The organism is Sulfitobacter sp. 1A15106, assembly GCF_043556995.1.
GTDB lineage: Bacteria > Pseudomonadota > Alphaproteobacteria > Rhodobacterales > Rhodobacteraceae > Sulfitobacter > Sulfitobacter faviae.
Map to the genome: position 1 here is coordinate 82169 of NZ_JBIFFM010000002.1, position 17831 is coordinate 99999.

Annotated in this window: 16 protein-coding genes; 7 read left to right on the plus strand and 9 right to left on the minus strand. The window is 62.1% G+C overall.

The window, feature by feature from the left end; all coding sequences use genetic code 11:
• Window positions 1–162 precede the first annotated feature (162 nt).
• Window positions 163–1164, plus strand: a complete 1002-nt coding sequence (gap, locus tag ACGYKA_RS02995) for a type I glyceraldehyde-3-phosphate dehydrogenase (protein ID WP_394408285.1) — start codon at window positions 163–165, stop codon at window positions 1162–1164.
• Between the two features lie 59 nt (window positions 1165–1223).
• A complete protein-coding gene (locus tag ACGYKA_RS03000; protein WP_169306043.1) occupies window positions 1224–1367 on the plus strand; it encodes a hypothetical protein in 144 nt (47 codons plus the stop codon).
• Between the two features lie 136 nt (window positions 1368–1503).
• Here the strand turns inward: ACGYKA_RS03000 and coaD are convergent, their stop codons facing one another.
• The 3 genes from coaD to ACGYKA_RS03015 form a co-directional block, all read right to left on the minus strand.
• Window positions 1504–2001, minus strand: a complete 498-nt coding sequence (gene coaD / locus ACGYKA_RS03005; RefSeq protein WP_168613531.1) for a pantetheine-phosphate adenylyltransferase — start codon at window positions 1999–2001, stop codon at window positions 1504–1506.
• Window positions 2002–2125: 124 nt separating this feature from the next.
• A complete protein-coding gene (locus ACGYKA_RS03010) occupies window positions 2126–2560 on the minus strand; it encodes a CBS domain-containing protein (RefSeq protein WP_271687088.1) in 435 nt (144 codons plus the stop codon).
• A 61-nt stretch (window positions 2561–2621) separates the two neighbouring features.
• Entirely contained in the window at window positions 2622–3542 is a 921-nt protein-coding gene (locus ACGYKA_RS03015; protein ID WP_394412529.1) for a LysR family transcriptional regulator, read from the minus strand.
• A 108-nt stretch (window positions 3543–3650) separates the two neighbouring features.
• Here ACGYKA_RS03015 and ACGYKA_RS03020 point away from each other — a divergent pair, with 108 nt between their 5' ends.
• The 5 genes from ACGYKA_RS03020 (at window position 3651) to mmsB (ending at window position 9471) form a co-directional block, all read left to right on the plus strand.
• The gene (locus ACGYKA_RS03020) at window positions 3651–5150 is read left to right on the plus strand and encodes a CoA-acylating methylmalonate-semialdehyde dehydrogenase (protein WP_394412532.1); all 1500 of its coding nucleotides are present in this window, start codon (window positions 3651–3653) and stop codon (window positions 5148–5150) included.
• A gap of 55 nt (window positions 5151–5205) precedes the next feature.
• On the plus strand, window positions 5206–6315 hold the full coding sequence (locus ACGYKA_RS03025; RefSeq protein WP_394412535.1) for a carboxylate-amine ligase: 1110 nt from the start codon (window positions 5206–5208) through the stop codon (window positions 6313–6315).
• Between the two features lie 81 nt (window positions 6316–6396).
• Window positions 6397–7539 carry an acyl-CoA dehydrogenase family protein gene (locus tag ACGYKA_RS03030; protein WP_394412538.1) on the plus strand — a complete coding sequence of 381 codons (1143 nt, stop codon included), beginning with the start codon at window positions 6397–6399 and terminating at the stop codon, window positions 7537–7539.
• Between the two features lie 7 nt (window positions 7540–7546).
• Window positions 7547–8590 carry an enoyl-CoA hydratase/isomerase family protein gene (locus ACGYKA_RS03035; RefSeq protein WP_394412541.1) on the plus strand — a complete coding sequence of 348 codons (1044 nt, stop codon included), beginning with the start codon at window positions 7547–7549 and terminating at the stop codon, window positions 8588–8590.
• Window positions 8587–9471 (plus strand): 3-hydroxyisobutyrate dehydrogenase, encoded by an 885-nt coding sequence (mmsB, locus tag ACGYKA_RS03040; RefSeq protein ID WP_394412544.1) that lies wholly within the window; start codon window positions 8587–8589, stop codon window positions 9469–9471. The genes ACGYKA_RS03035 and mmsB overlap by 4 nt, the downstream gene beginning before the upstream one ends.
• Before the next feature lie 36 nt (window positions 9472–9507).
• Here mmsB and uvrA read toward each other — a convergent pair whose 3' ends face one another.
• The 6 genes from uvrA to ACGYKA_RS03070 all read right to left on the minus strand — a co-directional run bounded on the left by uvrA (window position 9508) and on the right by ACGYKA_RS03070 (window position 17769).
• Window positions 9508–12393, minus strand: a complete 2886-nt coding sequence (gene uvrA, locus ACGYKA_RS03045; protein WP_394412547.1) for an excinuclease ABC subunit UvrA — start codon at window positions 12391–12393, stop codon at window positions 9508–9510.
• 66 nt (window positions 12394–12459) lie between these two features.
• A complete protein-coding gene (locus tag ACGYKA_RS03050; RefSeq protein WP_394417567.1) occupies window positions 12460–13635 on the minus strand; it encodes an MFS transporter in 1176 nt (391 codons plus the stop codon).
• A 6-nt stretch (window positions 13636–13641) separates the two neighbouring features.
• On the minus strand, window positions 13642–14205 hold the full coding sequence (locus ACGYKA_RS03055; RefSeq protein WP_394412553.1) for a class I SAM-dependent methyltransferase: 564 nt from the start codon (window positions 14203–14205) through the stop codon (window positions 13642–13644).
• A 72-nt stretch (window positions 14206–14277) separates the two neighbouring features.
• Window positions 14278–15672, minus strand: a complete 1395-nt coding sequence (lpdA, locus tag ACGYKA_RS03060) for a dihydrolipoyl dehydrogenase (protein ID WP_394412556.1) — start codon at window positions 15670–15672, stop codon at window positions 14278–14280.
• A 97-nt stretch (window positions 15673–15769) separates the two neighbouring features.
• Complete coding sequence (locus ACGYKA_RS03065) at window positions 15770–16369, minus strand: DUF924 family protein (RefSeq protein ID WP_394412559.1); 600 nt, start codon at window positions 16367–16369, stop codon at window positions 15770–15772.
• A gap of 65 nt (window positions 16370–16434) precedes the next feature.
• Window positions 16435–17769, minus strand: a complete 1335-nt coding sequence (locus tag ACGYKA_RS03070) for an MFS transporter (protein WP_394412562.1) — start codon at window positions 17767–17769, stop codon at window positions 16435–16437.
• Window positions 17770–17831 lie beyond the last annotated feature (62 nt).

Sequence of the window (17831 nt, forward strand, 5' to 3'; positions counted from 1 at the left end):
TCCGAAGCCGCTGCGACCTTTACCGCTAACATGCAAGTTTAACGCTAACATATGGAAATCATTTGGTTTTGCCCCTTTCCCCTGACCGCCCCTGCCGGATATAGAACCCGCGACCCCGACATACGGCCCCCCACCCGCGCGGCCCGAGACAAGGAATGCACCATGACCATCAAAGTTGGCATCAACGGATTTGGCCGCATCGGCCGCTGCACGCTCAGCCATATCGCGGCCTCGGGGCGCGATGATATCGAAGTGATCAAGGTCAACGCCACCGGCCCGCTCAGCACCGCGGCGCATCTCATCAAATACGATTCCGTCCATGGCCGCTTCCCGGGCGAGGTTCAGATCGACGACGGCTACATGAACCTCGGCCAAAACGACATCGAGATGATGTCGACCTACAACCTTGAAGAGCTCGACTGGTCCGGCTGCGACGTGGTGCTGGAATGCACCGGCAAGTTCAACGACGGCAACAAGGCCAATGTGCATCTCGAAAACGGCGCAAAACGCGTGCTCCTCTCGGCGCCGGGCAAGAACGTCGACAAGACCATCGTCTACGGCGTCAACGACGACCAGCTCGAAGTCTCCGACCGGATGATCTCCAACGGGTCCTGCACCACCAACTGCCTCGCGCCGCTGGCCAAGGTGATGCACGAAGCCGTGGGCATCGAAAGCGGCCTGATGACCACGATCCACAGCTACACCGGCGACCAGCCGACGCTCGACCGCCGCCACAACGACCTCTACCGCGCCCGCGCCGCCGCCATGGCGCTGATCCCCACCTCCACCGGCGCCGCCAAGGCCCTGGGCGAAGTGCTGCCCGCGCTGAAGGGCAAACTCGACGGCACCGCAATGCGCGTGCCCACCCCCAATGTCTCCGCCGTCGACCTCACTTTCCAAGCCAGCCGCGACGTGACGGTCGAGGAAATCAACGCCGCCGCCCGCGCCGCCGCCGATGGCCCGATGAAACGCGTGCTGGCCTACGACCCCGAGCAGAAGGTCAGCATCGACTTCAACCATACTGAGGAAAGCTGCATCTTCGCCCCCGACCAGACCATCGTCGTGGCAGGTCGCACGGTTCGCGTGCTGGGCTGGTACGACAATGAATGGGCCTTCTCGGTGCGCATGGCCGATGTTGCCGTCGCCATGGGCAAACTGGGCTGAGGCTTGCACGGCGGGGATGTGCCTGTAATATCAGGCCATTCCCCGGCCGGAGCCACACTATGACCAATCCCATCGCCATCGTGCTGGCCCTCGTCATCGCCGGGGCGATGGCGGTCGACCTCTATGTCTATGGGGCCGACCATATGATCTATCTCGGCAAAAAACTCTTCGCGCTGATCGAATGGATGGCCTTCTGGCGGTAACCTCCCCCCAATCGCTCCCCCCACAGAACCCAAAAAGGACGCGGCCACCAATCAAGCGCCACGCCCCTCCCCCTTCATCCTTTTAAAAATACCTCGCAGAACCGCGCCTCACGCGGCCCACTCACCACCCCAAACGCTACTTCTGCGAAAACCGCTCAATCAGCACCTTATTCACCGCCGGCGTCACGAATTTGCTGACATCCCCATCCAACCGCGCGATCTCTTTCACCAATTTGCTGGCAATCGCCTGATGAGTGGCCTCGGCCATCAAGAAGACCGTCTCGATGGAATCGTCCAACTGCCGGTTCATGCCGACCATCTGGAACTCATATTCGAAATCGGACACGGCGCGCAGGCCGCGCACGATGGTCTGGGCGCCCACGTCGCGGGCACAGTCAATGAGCAGGTTTTCGAAAGGATGCACCACGATCTCGACGCCGGTCTCTTCGGCCAATTGCGCGCATTCCGCTTCGATCAAGGCGACCCGTTCTTCGAGGGTGAACAACGGCCCCTTGTCGCGGTTGATGGCCACGCCGATCACCAGCCGGTCGACCATACGGGCCGCGCGGCGGATGATGTCGATATGCCCCAGCGTGATCGGGTCGAACGTACCGGGGTAAAGGGCTATGCGCATGTAATTGTCCTGCGTATCTGCTGCGTTGCGGCACAGCCAATCATTTCACCGCCCCAAGCGCAAGTCGGTTAGCGGTAGCATTGCCCCGCCGTCAGTCGGCGGGGGCCACAGTTTAATGGCCGCTTCAGTGGCCCATGATCATGCCTTCAAGGGCCTGTTTCTCCATCGACAACTCTTGCAATTGTGCTTTGACCACATCGCCGAGGGAGATCAGCCCCACCAGCACGCCGTCCTCAAGCACGGGCATATGGCGGAACCGCCCATCGGTCATCTTTTGCAGCACCGCATCGGACCGGTCGTCGCGGCTACAGGTCACCAATTTGCGGGTCATGAGGGTTTCGGCCGCCTGCTCCAGACAGCCCGCGCCCGCGCGGCCCAGCTCGCGCACGATGTCCCGCTCGGACAGAATCCCATCCGGCGTCTTGCCATCGGCCGAAATCACCAGCGTCCCGATCCGTTTCTCGGCCAGCATCGCCGCCGCTTCGGAGATCGCCAATCCGGGTTTGGCCGTCACCACCTTGTCATCGGGCTTGGTCTTGAGAATCTGCGATACGAGCATCTGGCGCCTCCTTGGGTACAGGGCAAAGTCACCTCCAGCGTCACCGCGAAATCCTTTTCTGTCAAGCTTTTGGCGCAGCCCGCCCCGAGGCCCGCGCCTCCAGCCGCGCGGTCTCGGCCCGCAGTCCGGAGGCCAGCGCCTCGGCAAAGGCCGCCAACCGCGCGTTGCGGCGGTCATCGGCGTGGCGGATCAGATAGAAGGCGCGTTTGAGGCTCACGGCATCGGTGAGGATGCGCCGCACCCCCTGCGTCGCGGCGAGCGAGAAGTCATGGGCGACCCCAATCCCCCCGCCCTGCTGGATCATCCGCACCTGCACGGAGACGGAATTCGACGCCAGCGCCACGCGGCTGATGCCAAGGTCGGCAAGGTAATCCAACTCACGGTCAAAGATCATATCGGGGATATAGCCGACCATCCGATGCCCTTGCAGATCGCCCACGGCGGTCACCTCAGGGTGCTGCGCGAGATAGCTTTCCGCGGCGGCGAGATGGAGGTGGTAGTCCGTCACTTTTTGCACCACCAGCCGCCCCGCGGTGGGGGCGCTCACACCGATGGCCATATCCGCCTCGCGCCGGGACAGGTTGAAGACGCGCGGCAATGCGATGATCTGCACGTCCAGATCGGGGTTCTTCGCGGCAATGGCTGCACAGACCTGTGGCAGCAAATAGTTCGCCGCCCCATCGGGCGCGCCGACACGGATCTGGCCCGATAGCTGATCGCTTTGCACCTGCACCCCGGCGGTGGCCGCGCGCATCGCCTGTTCGGCCCGTTCTGCCCGCTGCATCAGGTCTCGCCCCGCTTCGGTCAACATATAGCCCTGAGGCGATTTCACGAAGAGGACGGTCTGCAACGCCTTTTCCAACCGTGCCATGCGGCGGCCCAGCGTCGCGGGATCGAGCCGCAGCAGCTTGCCCGCGCCAGACAGGCTTTCCTCTCGTGCGACGGCGAGAAACAGCCGCAGGTCGTCCCAATTTTGATCCATTTACCTGCCCCCACGCTTTGCAAAAATGCAAGACGGTTTTGCCATCCTTCCTCTGTTCCGGTTCTTTTTGCAAGGCTATCGTGGCGCCAACCATAGAGGAGACCGATCATGCAAGAGATGACGCATTACCTGAACGGCGAATACGTCAAGGGCACCTCCGGGCGCTTTGCCGACGTGATGAACCCCGCCACCGGCGAGGTGCAGGCCAAGGTGCCGCTCGCCAATGGCGACGAGCTGAACAAGGCCGTGGAATACGCGCAGGCAGCACAACCTGCCTGGGCCGCCACCAACCCGCAGCGCCGCGCGCGCGTGCTGATGAAATTCGTGGCCCTGCTGAACCGCGACATGGACAAGCTGGCCGAGGCGCTGAGCCGCGAGCACGGCAAGACCCTACCCGATGCCGCAGGCGACGTGCAGCGTGGCCTCGAAGTGGTGGAATACTGCATCGGCGCGCCGGAACTGCTGAAGGGTGATTTCACCGACAGCGCAGGCCCCGGCATCGACATGTACTCCATGCGCCAACCGCTGGGTGTCACCGCGGGCATCACACCCTTCAACTTCCCGGCCATGATCCCGATGTGGATGTTCGCCCCCGCCATCGCCTGCGGCAACGCTTTCATCCTGAAGCCATCCGAGCGTGACCCCTCCGTGCCGCTGATGCTGGCCGAACTGCTGGAAGAAGCCGGTCTGCCCAAGGGTATCCTGCAGGTCGTCAACGGCGACAAGGAAGCGGTCGACGCGATCCTGCACCATGACGTGATCCAGTCGGTGGGCTTCGTAGGCTCCACCCCGATCGCCGAGTACATCTATGCCACCGGCTGCGCCAACGGCAAACGCGTGCAGTGCTTCGGCGGTGCCAAGAACCACATGATCATCATGCCCGACGCCGACCTCGACCAGGCCGCCGACGCGCTGGTGGGCGCGGGCTACGGTGCCGCGGGCGAACGCTGTATGGCAATCTCCGTCGCCGTGCCGGTGGGCGAGGAAACCGCCGACCGCCTGATTGAGAAGCTGGTGCCGCGCATCGAGAAGCTGAAAGTCGGCCCCTACACCGCGGGCAATGACGTGGACTACGGCCCCGTGGTCACCGCCGCCGCCAAGGCCAACATCGAGCGTCTGGTCCAGACCGGCATCGATCAGGGCGCGGAGCTTGTCGTCGACGGACGCGACTTCAAACTGCAAGGCTACGAAAACGGCTACTTCGTCGGCCCGCACCTGTTTGACCGCGCGACCAAGGACATGGACATCTACCAGCAGGAAATCTTCGGCCCCGTGCTGACCTGCGTCCGCGCCAAGGACTACGAAGAGGCGCTTGGCCTCGCGATGGACCACGAATACGGCAACGGCACGGCGATCTTCACCCGTGACGGTGACGCGGCGCGTGACTTCGCCAACCGCATCAACATCGGCATGGTCGGCGTGAACGTGCCGATCCCGGTGCCGCTGGCCTACCACACCTTCGGCGGCTGGAAGAAATCCGTCTTCGGCGATTTGAACCAGCACGGCCCGGATGCGTTCAAGTTCTACACCCGCACCAAGACCGTGACGGCCCGCTGGCCGTCGGGCATCAAGGAGGGTGGCGAGTTCTCCATCCCCGTGATGGAGTGATCCATCACGCCGGCTGCCCCCGCGGCAGTCGGCTCCATTGAACGAGGCCAGCGCCATGCAAAAAGAATTCACTATCGGTATCGAAGAAGAGTACCTTCTGGTCGACAAGGATTCACTGGCGCTGGCCGACACGCCCGCAGGGCTGATGGAGGATTGCCGCAAAGACCTTGGCGATCAGGTCAGCCCCGAGATGCTGCTCTGTCAGATCGAGATTGGCAGCAAACCCTGCGCCACTGTGGCCGAGGCCCGCGACGATCTGCGCCACCTGCGCAGCACCATCGCCAAACGTGCCGCCAAACATAACCTCGCCCCCATCGCCGTGTCCTGCCATCCTTTCTCAGATTGGAAGAACCAAGAGATCACCCATAAGGAACGCTACGCCAAGATCGAGAGCGAGTTGGAGAACATCGCGCGCCGGATGCTGAGTTGCGGGATGCATGTGCATGTCGGCATCGACGGCGACGACCTGCGGGTCGACTTGATGCCGCAATTCTCCTATTTCCTGCCCCATCTGCTCGCGCTCTCGGCCTCTTCGCCCTATTGGCAAGGCGCCGATACCGGCTTGGCCTCCTACCGCCTTGCGGTGATGGAGAGCATGCCCCGCACCGGCTTGCCGCCCCTGCTTCATAGCTGGGGGGAGTATGAACGCAGCACGCAGGCGTTGATCGACCTCGACATCATCCCCGACCAGTCGAAAATCTGGTGGGACCTGCGCCCTTCGACCCATTACCCCACGCTGGAAAGCCGCATTTGCGATGTGCAGCCGCGCCTGTCGCATGCGCTTGGGCTGGCGGGTCTGACCCAGTCTATCGCGCGCTTCCTCCTGCGCCTGCGCGACAGCAACCTGCGTTGGCGCGAGTATGACCGTTTCCTGATTGAAGAAAACCGCTGGCGCGCGCAGCGCTACGGGGTGAACGAGACGCTGATCGACTTTGGCGGGCCGACCCTCAAACCCTTCGACCAACTGTTCAAAGAGATCATCGGCCTGATCGCCGAAGACGCTGAGGCGCTTGGCTGTTTGGACGAGGTCTGCGCCCTGCGCGATGTCGTCAAACAGGGCACCTCCGCCGACCGGCAGCGCAAAGTCTGGGCCAAAGCGCCCGAGGGCAAAGGCGGCGAAGCGGTCGTGCGCCAGTTGATAGAGGAATACCACGCCGATCTGTGACGCTTGTTGCGACTCCTTTCGGCTGATAGAATTAAACAAGTGTTCAGTTCCAAGGACACATGACTTCAGGGAGGAGCCGCGATGGATTTCGCATTGAACGAGGAACAGACCGCCATTTTCGACATGGCCCATGCCTTTGGGCAGGACAATATCGCCCCCCACGCCCACCAGTGGGAGAAGGACGGCACCATCCCCAAGGAGCTGTGGCCGCAGATCGGCGAGTTGGGCTTCGGCGGGCTCTATGTCTCCGAGGAGACCGGCGGCGCGGGTCTCACGCGCCTCGACGCCACGCTGGTCTTCGAGGCGCTCTCGATGGCCTGCCCCTCGGTCGCGGCGTTCCTCTCGATCCACAACATGTGCGCCAAGATGCTCGACACTTTCGCCAGCGACGAGATGAAAGAGCGCGTCATGCCCAAGGTGCTGACCATGGAGACGGTGCTGAGCTACTGCCTGACCGAACCCGGCTCCGGCTCCGACGCCGCTGCGCTCAAGACCCGCTGCGAGCGGACCAACGAAGGCTATACGCTGAACGGCACCAAGGCCTTCATCTCGGGCGGCGGCTATTCGGACGCCTATGTCACCATGGTCCGCACCTCCGACGAGGGCGCGCGCGGCGTCTCGACCGTCTATGTCGAGGACGGCACCCCGGGCCTCAGCTTCGGCGGTCTGGAAGACAAAATGGGTTGGCGCAGCCAGCCGACCGCGCTGGTGCAGTTCGACGATTGCAAGATCGGGGCCGAGAACCTCGTCGGCGGAGAGGGCAAGGGCTTCAAATACGCCATGGCCGGCCTCGACGGCGGGCGTCTCAACATCTCCGCCTGCTCGCTTGGCGCGGCACAAACCGCGCTGAACAAGACGCTGGACTACATGGGCGACCGGAAGGCCTTTGGGCAGACCATCGACCAGTTCCAGGGGCTGCAGTTCCGCCTCGCCGATATGGAGATCGAGTTGCAGGCCGCCCGCACCTTCCTGCGCCAAGCGGCGTGGAAGCTCGACACCGGCGCGCCGGACGCCACCAAGTTCTGCGCCATGGCCAAGAAATTCGTGACCGAGACCGGCAGCAAGGTCGTCGACCAGTGCCTGCAACTGCACGGCGGCTACGGCTACCTCGCCGACTACGGGATCGAGAAGCTGGTCCGCGACCTGCGCGTGCACCAGATCCTCGAAGGCACCAATGAGATCATGCGCGTGATAGTCGCCCGCGACATGCTCAAGAACCGCTGAGGCCCCCATGAGTGACATCGACATCCGCAAAACGGGGCGCGCGGGCCGCATCACGCTGACGCGGCCCAAGGCCCTGAACGCGCTGAGCTACGACATGTGCATCGCCATCGAGAAGGCCATTGATGCTTGGCGCGACGACCCGGAGGTCGCGGTCGTCGTGCTGGGCGCGGAGGGCGAGAAAGCCTTCTGCGCTGGCGGCGACGTCGCGCAACTCTACCAGACCGGCAAGGAGGGCGATTACGCTTTCGCCCGGCAGTTCTGGGCCGATGAATACCGGCTCAACAACAAGCTGGATGGCTACCCCAAACCGGTGATTTCCTTCATGCAGGGCTTCACCATGGGCGGCGGCGTCGGCATCGGCTGCCACGGCTCGCACCGCGTCGTGGGCGAGACGAGCAAGATCGCCATGCCGGAATGCGGCATCGGACTGGTGCCAGACGTGGGTGGCACGCTGCTGCTGGCGCAAGCGCCGGGGCGGATGGGCGAATACCTCGGCCTCACCGGGGCGCGCATGGGTCCGGCGGATGTGCTGCACGCGGGCTTTGCGGACTACTTCATCCCCGAAGACCAATGGCCCGAGCTGATCGCGCAACTGGAAGAGAACGGCGATCCCTTCATTCTCGACCGCGCGGCGACGACCCCGCCCCCATCCAGACTGGCCGAGGTTCAAGATGAGGTGGATCACCTTTTCGCCCCGGAGAATTTGGAAAAGATCGAAGCCACCTTTTCCATATCGGAAAGCGCCTTCGCCGCCGAGACGCTGAAGACCCTGCGCCGCAACTCCCCCCTGTCGATGGCCTGTACGCTGGAAATGCTCCGCCGTCTGCGCGGCCCGGGCATCGGCATGGTCCCGGCGCTGCAACAGGAATACCGCTTTACCGCGCGGTCACTGGAAAAAGGCGACTTCATCGAAGGCGTGCGCGCCGCGATCGTCGACAAGGATCGCAGCCCCAACTGGCAACATGCCGATTGGAACGTACCGCAGGCCGATGTCGAAGCCATGCTCGCCCCCTTGGGCGACAACGAATTGAAGTTGGAGGAAAATTCATGAGCAAACTCACAATCGGTTTCATCGGTCTGGGCAATATGGGCGGCCCGATGGCGGCCAACCTCGCCGCCGCGGGTCACACAGTGCGCGGCAATGACGTGGCTGGCACCACCGCCGAAGGGGTCGCCGAGGCCAAGACCATCGCCGAAGCGGTGACCGACGCCGAAGTCGTCATCACCATGCTGCCCAATGGCGCGATCCTGCGCCAAGTCGCCGAGGAAGCTGTCGCCCATATGGCCCCCGGCGCGCTGCTGATCGACTGTTCCACCGTCGATGTGGAAAGCGCGCGTTTCGCGGCAGAGGCAGCGCAGAAAGCCGGGCTGCTTTTCGTCGACGCCCCCGTCTCCGGCGGCATCGGCGGCGCGCAGGGCGGCACGCTCACCTTCATGGCAGGCGGTGCGGAGGCGGCCTTTGAGAAAGCCAAACCGCTCTTCGACATCATGGGTCAAAAGGCCGTGCACTGCGGCGACGCAGGCGCGGGCCAAGCCGCGAAGATCTGCAACAACATGATCCTCGGCGCCACGATGATCGCCACCTGCGAAGCCTTCGCGCTGGCGGACAAGCTGGGCCTCGATCGTGAGCGGATGTTCGACGTGGTCAGCACGTCCTCCGGCTATTCATGGTCAATGAACGCCTACTGCCCTGCCCCCGGCGTCGGTCCGCAGTCGCCCGCCGACAACGACTACAAACCGGGCTTCGCGGCGGAGTTGATGCTGAAAGACCTCGGCCTCGCGCAGCAAGCCGCTGAAATGGCCAATGCCGACACGCCCATGGGCGCACTGGCGAAAGAACTCTACACCCGCTTCGTCGAAGAAGAAGGCGGCAAGGGCAAAGATTTCTCCGCCATGCTCCCGCGGTTCGAGCAGCGCGGATATAAGGGGTAAGCTCCTAACAGAACTGACACGGTGAAGTGGCGGCGGTTATTCCGCCGCTACTTTCGTTTCCTTGCGCAACATGGGCTTAAGATACTTCCCCGTGTAACTTTCGGCCACTTCCGCGACCTTTTCGGGCGTACCCGTGGCCACAACACGGCCCCCGCCATCACCACCCTCGGGGCCGATATCGATGATGTGGTCGGCAGTTTTCACCACGTCGAGGTTATGCTCAATCACCACGACGGAGTTGCCCTGATCAACCAATTCATGCAACACTTCCAAAAGCTTACGCACGTCTTCAAAATGCAAACCGGTGGTTGGCTCATCTAGAATGTAAAGCGTGCGCCCGGTCGAGCGTTTGCTCAACTCCTTACTGAGCTTCACCCGCTGCGCCTCACCGCCCGAAAGCGTCGTGGCCTGTTGACCGACCTTGATATACCCAAGACCAACCCGCATCAGCGCGTCCATCTTCTCACGGATCGACGGCACCGCGGCAAAGAAGTTCTGTGCATCTTCCACAGTCATATCAAGGACATCTGCGATGCTCTTGCCCTTGAACTTCACCTCTAGCGTCTCGCGGTTATAGCGGGCCCCCTTACAGGTCTCGCATTCCACGTAGACATCTGGCAGGAAGTGCATCTCGATCTTGATAACCCCATCGCCCTGACAGGCCTCGCAACGCCCCCCTTTGACATTGAAGGAGAAGCGCCCGGGTTTATAGCCGCGCTCCTTGGCCTCCGGCAGACCGGCAAACCAGTCGCGGATTGGGGTGAAGGCCCCCGTGTAAGTTGCTGGATTAGAACGCGGAGTCCGCCCAATCGGGCGTTGGTCAATGTCGATGACCTTATCGAGATGCTCCAACCCTTTGATCGTTTGACACGGCGCAGGCGTCTGTCGCGCACCATTCAGATTCATCGAAGCGGTCTTGAACAGTGTCTCAATCGTCAGGGTCGATTTACCGCCCCCTGACACGCCCGTCACGCAGACGAATTTCCCCAGCGGAAAGTCCACCGTCACATTCTGCAAGTTGTTGCCGGTGGCCTTTACCACCTGCAACTTCTTCTTATTCCCCTTGCGCCGCTTCGCCGGGACCGAGATTTCGCGAACGCCGGTAAGGTATTGACCCGTGACAGAATTCGGATCGGCTGCAACCTCTTGCGGCGTGCCATGGCTGATAACCTGCCCGCCGTGCACCCCAGCCCCCGGCCCGATGTCAAAGACGTAATCCGCCTCGCGGATCGCCTCTTCGTCGTGCTCAACCACGATCACAGTGTTCCCCTGATCGCGCAGGTTCTTCAATGTATCGAGCAGACGGTCATTGTCGCGCTGGTGCAGACCAATCGACGGCTCATCAAGAACGTAGAGAACGCCCGTCAGCCCCGAGCCGATCTGGCTCGCCAAACGAATGCGCTGGCTCTCGCCACCGCTTAAGGTACCACTTGAACGTGACATCGTAAGGTACTCAAGACCAACGTTATTTAGGAAGCCAAGGCGCTCCCGGATTTCCTTCAAAATGGCCCGGGCAATCTCGTTCTTCTGATCGGTCAGATGGTCTGGCACCGTCTTGCACCAGTCGAAAGCCTCGCGGATCGACATCTCGACCACTTTGCCGATATGCAGCAGTTCATCTTCACCACCGTCACGCGGGCCAATCCGCACCGCCAGCGCTTCGGGCCGCAGGCGATAGCCGCCGCAGGTGCCGCAGGGGCGGTTATTCTGATAGCGTTCGAACTCCTCGCGCACCCAGTTACTATCGGTTTCGCGGTAGCGCCGCTGCATGTTGGGGATGACACCTTCGAACACCCGCTTCACCTCATAGACGCGGCCGCCCTCATCATAACGGAAGGTGATCTCTTCCTTGCCGGAGCCGTGGAGGAAGACATTCTGCACTTTTTCAGGCAGGTCTTTCCAACGGGTCTTCTCGTCAAAATTATAATGTTTCGCAATGGCTTCGATGGTTTGCTTAAAGTAAGGTGACTTCCCCTTACGCCAAGGCGCCAGCGCACCATCATAGATCTTTAGGTTTTGATCCGGCACCACCAAACGTTCGTCGAAGAAAAGCTCGACCCCGAGGCCGTCACAAGACGGGCAAGCCCCGAAGGGGGCGTTGAAAGAGAACAGCCGCGGCTCGATCTCAGGGATGGTGAAACCACTGACGGGACAGGCAAATTTCTCGGAGAACGTATGGCGTTCCGGCTCACCCTCGCTGGGGGCCGTTTCCAGCACAGCGATCCCATCGGCAAGGTCGAGCGCGGTGCGAAGTGAGTCCGCAAGCCGCGTTTCCAAACCTTCGCGGACAACGATCCGGTCGACGACGACGTCGATGTCATGGCGGAATTTCTTATCCAAGGTGGGCGGCTCATCCAGATCGTAGAAGTCGCCATTCACCTTGACCCGCTGGAAGCCCTGCTTGCGCAACTCGATGAATTCCTTGCGGTATTCACCCTTGCGGTCGCGGATGATGGGGGCCAGCAGATAGGCCCGCGTGCCCTCTTCCATCGTCATGATCCGGTCGACCATGTCTTGCACCTGCTGCGCCTCGATGGGCTTGCCGGTGGCGGGGCTATAGGGCGTGCCGACGCGGGCGAAAAGCAGACGCAGATAGTCGTAGATCTCGGTCACCGTGCCGACGGTCGACCTTGGGTTCTTCGACGTGGTTTTTTGTTCGATCGAAATGGCGGGGCTGAGGCCGGAAATGTGATCCACATCCGGCTTTTGCATCATATCAAGGAACTGCCGGGCATAGGCCGAGAGCGATTCCACATAGCGCCGCTGCCCTTCGGCATAGATCGTGTCGAAGGCAAGGCTCGACTTACCGGAACCAGAAAGCCCGGTGATTACAACCAGTTGGTCCCGTGGAATATCCACGTCGATGTTCTTCAAATTGTGCTCGCGCGCGCCGCGCACTTCAATATTCTTCAGCTCAGCCATCACATGCCCCTCTTAACGATTTGTACATAGGTGCTGATGCAGTGTTTTCCAACGGAAAAGTGAGAACTAAACAGGAACGTGCCGGCTGCGACGTCGGGCCGCACCGAGGAGAAGATGTGCCACAAGCCCCACAACGAAAGCCCCGCCCGCGAGTAGCGGCAGCGCCGCGGCGCCGAAGCTTGCCAGGCCGAAGGCCATGACCGGCGTGCCGAGGCTGTTGCCGAGGTTGCCCATCTGCGCCACCGCGCCGTTGGCCTGTGCCTGCGCGGCGGGGCCGGTATTCAGCTGTGCCACAGCGGTGAAACTTGCCCCTTGGATCAGCCCCATGGACCCTGCAAGCGCCAGACAGGCCAGCGGGGTGCCGGGGGCGAGCCAGAGCCAGACCATGGAAAGGGCCGAGAGGCCAAAGCCCGTTTGCACGACGTAGACCGCTGGCAGGCGGCGCAGCAGCGCCACGCCGACGGTCATCGACACCGCGATGCTGGTGAGCGGCATGGCTGCCATGGTGACCGCCCGCCATGCCTCGGGGAGGTAGGGCGGCAAGACAGTGAGGATGGAGACGAAGCTGAATGTATAGAATAGCCAACCCGCCGCCGGGGCAGAGAGGAAGGGTGACCGGTAGATCGCAAGGTGATCGCGGAGTATCTGCGGCAGGGAGAAGGGTGGCTGCGCGCCCTCCTCCGGCAAGCTGCGCAGACTGGTGGAGAGCACCAGCGCGCAGCCCGCCATATAGACCGCGTGAACGGCGAAGAGCGCTGGCACACCCCAGTTCAATGCGAGCGGGCGGCCGAAAAGCGTCAGGACCGCGAAGGCGACGCCAAAGAAGGTGCCCCAGAGGGTCAGGGTAAACCCGCGGTCTTTCACAGCGCTAAGCTGCGCGATGAGGGTCGGCGCGGCGACGACGATGGCCAGGTGCGACAGCCCTTCGACGACGCGGCTGGCCAGCATCCAACCAAAGCCCGGCAAGAACGCCTGAAAAGCCGACACAACCGCGCCAAGCCAAAGAGCGAAGAGAAGCGCGCGGCGATAGCGGACCCGGGTGACCACCAGCCCCGCCACGACACCAAGGAGGATACCGACACCGCCCACCAAGGAAACCAAGAACCCGAGCGCCGCCCCGGCCTGCGGGTAGATATCCGGCAGCAGGTCGAAGATGACACTCATCTTGCCATATTGCGCAGCCGCCCCCAGCCCCGCGGCCCAAAGCGCAAAGACGCGCAGAAAGGAGGTGTGTTCAGCCATCTGCCCTCAAGCCTTTTGGGCCAGCGCCCATGCGCAGAGCGGCATTTCGGGATCGTTGGTCAGATCATCTGTGCTCTTGTCGAAAGCCGGGGGCCAGTCGGGTTCTAGATTGCGTGCGGCGGCGGCAGGGTTGCCCCATTGTTTGGCGGTGATCCGATGCGCGTCGAACCCGGCTTCGATCAGCAGGTTCTTCAGGCCCCGGGCGGACCAACGGGAGTTGTCATTTGGGGCGGCATGAAAGGGGATGAAAAACGGCACGGCGATCCAGAAATATCCGCCCGGCCTGAGCATCTGTTGAACATGGCCCAGTGCCGTATAGGGCCGGTCGAGATGCTCCCAAACCTGATTGGCGAGGATCAGATCGAACTGCCGCACGGCACCGCTCGTGGGATCGGTGAAGGGACCTGCGCAGATGTCATAGGTCGGATAGGCGAACTGGGTGTAGCTCTTGAACGTGAACCGTTTGCCGAACTTGCCGGAGATTTCGGCGGCGTCCAGCGTTTCAGGGTTCAAACGGTCAATCATCCGGCGGGTGCTGCGGTGCATGACGACACGGTTTAGGCTGACCACGACATGGCTCCCGACGGTTTGGCCGAAGTGCGACGGGGCAAGGCGCGTTGGGCGCGCCCTACCCCGCGCGCCTTACATATGGATCACGCGGTCGAAAGCGTCGAGCACGGATTCATGCATCATCTCGCTGAGCGTCGGATGCGGGAAGACGGTGTTCATCAGGTCTTCTTCCGTGGTCTCCAACTGGCGGCCCACGACATAGCCTTGGATCAGTTCCGTCACCTCGGCCCCGACCATATGCGCGCCCAGAAGCTCGCCGGTCTTGGCGTCGAAGATGGTTTTCACCAGCCCCTCAGGCTCCCCCAAGGCCACGGCCTTGCCATTGCCGATGAAGGGGAAACGCCCGACCTTAATGTCATAGCCCTGCTCTTTGGCCTTCGCCTCGGTCAGGCCGACGGAGGCGACTTGGGGGTGGCAATAGGTGCAGCCGGCGATGCTTTCGGGTTTGACGGGATGGGGTTTCTGGCCCGCGATCAGCTCAGCCACCATGACGCCCTCGTGGCTGGCCTTATGCGCAAGCCAGGGCGCGCCCGCGATGTCGCCAATGGCAAAGAGCCCATCGATCCCGGTGCGGCAATATTCATCCGTTACGACATGGGTGCGGTCAACCTTGACGCCAAGCTCTTCCAGCCCCAGCCCTTCGGTATTACCGACGATGCCAACGGCTGAGATCACGGTGTCGAACTCAAGCTTCTCGACCTTGCCGTCCCGTTCGATATGGGCGGTGACCTTATCCTCGGCACGGTCGAGTTTCTTGACCGTGGCCTTTTGCATGATGGTCATGCCCTGTTTTTCGAATGCCTTTTTGGCGAATTTCGAAATCTCTTCGTCTTCGACCGGCAGCACGCGGTCCATCACCTCGACCACGGTCGTGTCGGCGCCAAGGGTGTTGTAAAAGCTCGCAAATTCGATGCCGATGGCACCGGATCCGATGACCAGAAGTTTCTTGGGGTCGTGCACAGGTTGCAGGGCGTGGCGGTAGGTCCAGACGCGCTTGCCGTCCGCCTCTAGCCCCGGCAATTCGCGGGCGCGGGCACCAGTGGCCAGCACGATGTTCTTGGCCGTCAGCTCCTCGCTGCCCTTGTCAGTCTTGACGGCGACCTTTCCCTTCGCGGGGATCGAAGCCTCGCCCATGAAGACATCGACCTTGTTTTTCTTCAGCAGGTGTTTGACCCCGCCTTCCATCTGCTTGGCAACGCCGCGCGAGCGTTTGACCACGGCGGCAAGATCATAGTCGATCTTATCCGCAGCCAGACCGAAGTCCTTGGCCCGGTGCATCAGGTGGAACACTTCGGCAGAGCGCAGCAGCGCCTTGGTGGGGATGCAGCCCCAGTTCAGGCAGATGCCGCCGAGGTTCTCCCGTTCGACCACCGCGACCTTTAGGCCAAGCTGTGCGCCGCGGATCGCAGCGACATAGCCGCCCGGCCCCGCACCGATCACGATCAGATCAAAGGATTTGGCAGCCATGGCAAGGACCTCGCGTTAGGGTTTGCAAATATAGTTTACCGCTAAACCATATTTGCAATCGCCACAACCACGCGTGTTGCCCCGGCCTGCCCAAGACTCAGGCCGCTTGAAGTTCCGCGCGCAGGTCCTTGACTGTTCGCCCATAGCCGCCCGCGTCGAGATAGGAGGTCTCCTGCGCGGTGAAACTGCGTGACAGCGCCTTATTGCGATAGGGAAAACGGCCAAACTGGCGGATCACTTCGCGGTGGGCGCGGGCATGCAACAGGTTGCTGCCGTCGCTTTTCGGCATTCGCTCGCACATCAGACGCACGCAGCGGTCCTGATCGCAGAGGTTCTCGGAATGCATCAGCGGCAGGTAGAAGAACTGCCGCGCGGGCGCCTCAACGCGCATGTCCCAGCCTTTCTCAATCGCCAGTTTTGCCGCCGCCAGCGCGATACGGTCGCTGGAAAACGCCTTGCCCGTGTCGCGAAACATGTTGCGCGGGAATTGATCGGTCAGGATCAGAAAGGCCAGCGCATCGGTGGGATTGGTCAGCCAGTGGTTCAGCTTGCCCGCCTGCGCCTCATCCCAAAGCCCCTCGAAACGCGCGCGGATATCGGCATCCAGCGTTTCGGAACTGTTGTACCATCCGGCCGGACCTACGTCTTCGAGCCAGAAATTCAGTACATCCTGGGGTTCTGCATTTGTGGCAGCCATCCCGCACACTCCTTTGCCGCAATCTGGGCGTTTCGTTAAAGTTAAGAACGTCTTACCGCAAAAGCCTAGTCACGTTTTATGTCATCCGCGACATCGTTATCGCTATCAGGGGCGTTTTTCTCTGCTTCGGCGTTTTCTTGGGCAGCTTCCTCGGCGGCCTCCTGTTCCGTTTCAATGATATATTCCTGCGCGATCTCCACGGCCACGGCAGTGGCCGAAGGGTAGATCGGCACGTAGTTGCCCGTCTCGTCGACCGGCACCGCGGCACGCTGTGTCTTACGGTAGGAGGCATAGGCGGCCAGAGCGGCGAAAAGCACGGCGGTGAACAGATAAAAGCCCCCCGGCCCGAGCGCCGTGCCCATCATCCAACCGGTGATCACCGGGCCCAGAACCGCGCCCAAGCCATTGATAAATATCATCCCGCCCGAAGCGGCGGCCATGTCCTCATGGTCCAGAAAGTCGTTGGTATGGGCCATCAGCAGCGAGTAGAGCGGGTTCGACATGCCGCCCACCACGAAGGCCGTGGCCAGCAGGATCGGGAAGACATGGCCCAGCGTCATGCCAACGATCGAGCCGCCCCCGCCGATCAGCGCGGTGATGACGATCAGGCTGCGGCGGTCCATACGGTCCGAGATCCAGCCAATGGGATATTGCAGCACCACCGAGCCCACGAAGAACATGGCGACAAAAAGTGAAATCTGCCCGACGCTCAGCCCGGCTTCGGCGCCGTAGACCGCCGCCATGCCGAACTGCGCGGAGAAGACGCCGCCCAGAAGGAACATGCCGACACAGCCCAAGGGCGAGGTCTCCATCAGCGTGCGCAGGCTCATCGGCTTGGTGGTGTCGAAGGGCGGCGTGGGGCTGATCGACAGAAGGATCGGCGTCACCGCGATGCTCACCAGCACGGAAGGAATGACAAAGAGCACGAAGCCCGAAGGGTCCGCGGTCAGCAACAGCGCCTGCGCGATCACGATGCCCAGCGTCTGCACGATCATATAGGCCGAGAGCGCCTGGCCACGGTTCTCGTTGGTGGCGGCGTTGTTGAGCCAGCTTTCCGCGGTCACGTAGACGGCCGAAAAACAAAAACCGATCAGCACCCGGCCCAGCGACCAGACGATGGTGTTGGGGAATGTCGGATAGATGATCATCACCGCCGAGATCAGCGAGGCCAGTGCCGCGAAGACCCGCACGTGGCCGACCCGCCGGATCATCCCCGGCGCCATGCGCGACCCGCCAAGGAAGCCCACGAAATAGGCCGACATGACGATCGACATCTGGAAGGTCGAGAAGCCTTCGATGCCGCCGCGGATACCCAGCAGCGTGCCTTGCATGCCGTTGCCGACCATCAACAGGCACATGCCCAGCAAAAGCGCCCATGCGCTTGAAACCACTTGAATCATCAGTCAATTCCTTGTTCGCCCAAGCCCTCCCATGGACGGCAATCGCAGGCTAGTCACCCCCT

Bases quoted from the DNA above. Each gene is read 5' to 3' on its own strand.
- gap (WP_394408285.1), top strand. From the start codon at position 163: ATGACCATCAAAGTTGGCATCAACGGATTTGGCCGCATCGGCCGCTGC.
- ACGYKA_RS03000 (WP_169306043.1), top strand. From the start codon at position 1,224: ATGACCAATCCCATCGCCATCGTGCTGGCCCTCGTCATCGCCGGGGCG.
- coaD (WP_168613531.1), bottom strand. From the start codon at position 2,001: ATGCGCATAGCCCTTTACCCCGGTACGTTCGACCCGATCACGCTGGGG.
- ACGYKA_RS03010 (WP_271687088.1), bottom strand. From the start codon at position 2,560: ATGCTCGTATCGCAGATTCTCAAGACCAAGCCCGATGACAAGGTGGTG.
- ACGYKA_RS03015 (WP_394412529.1), bottom strand. From the start codon at position 3,542: ATGGATCAAAATTGGGACGACCTGCGGCTGTTTCTCGCCGTCGCACGA.
- ACGYKA_RS03020 (WP_394412532.1), top strand. From the start codon at position 3,651: ATGCAAGAGATGACGCATTACCTGAACGGCGAATACGTCAAGGGCACC.
- ACGYKA_RS03025 (WP_394412535.1), top strand. From the start codon at position 5,206: ATGCAAAAAGAATTCACTATCGGTATCGAAGAAGAGTACCTTCTGGTC.
- ACGYKA_RS03030 (WP_394412538.1), top strand. From the start codon at position 6,397: ATGGATTTCGCATTGAACGAGGAACAGACCGCCATTTTCGACATGGCC.
- ACGYKA_RS03035 (WP_394412541.1), top strand. From the start codon at position 7,547: ATGAGTGACATCGACATCCGCAAAACGGGGCGCGCGGGCCGCATCACG.
- mmsB (WP_394412544.1), top strand. From the start codon at position 8,587: ATGAGCAAACTCACAATCGGTTTCATCGGTCTGGGCAATATGGGCGGC.
- uvrA (WP_394412547.1), bottom strand. From the start codon at position 12,393: ATGGCTGAGCTGAAGAATATTGAAGTGCGCGGCGCGCGCGAGCACAAT.
- ACGYKA_RS03050 (WP_394417567.1), bottom strand. From the start codon at position 13,635: ATGGCTGAACACACCTCCTTTCTGCGCGTCTTTGCGCTTTGGGCCGCG.
- lpdA (WP_394412556.1), bottom strand. From the start codon at position 15,672: ATGGCTGCCAAATCCTTTGATCTGATCGTGATCGGTGCGGGGCCGGGC.
- ACGYKA_RS03065 (WP_394412559.1), bottom strand. From the start codon at position 16,369: ATGGCTGCCACAAATGCAGAACCCCAGGATGTACTGAATTTCTGGCTC.
- ACGYKA_RS03070 (WP_394412562.1), bottom strand. From the start codon at position 17,769: ATGATTCAAGTGGTTTCAAGCGCATGGGCGCTTTTGCTGGGCATGTGC.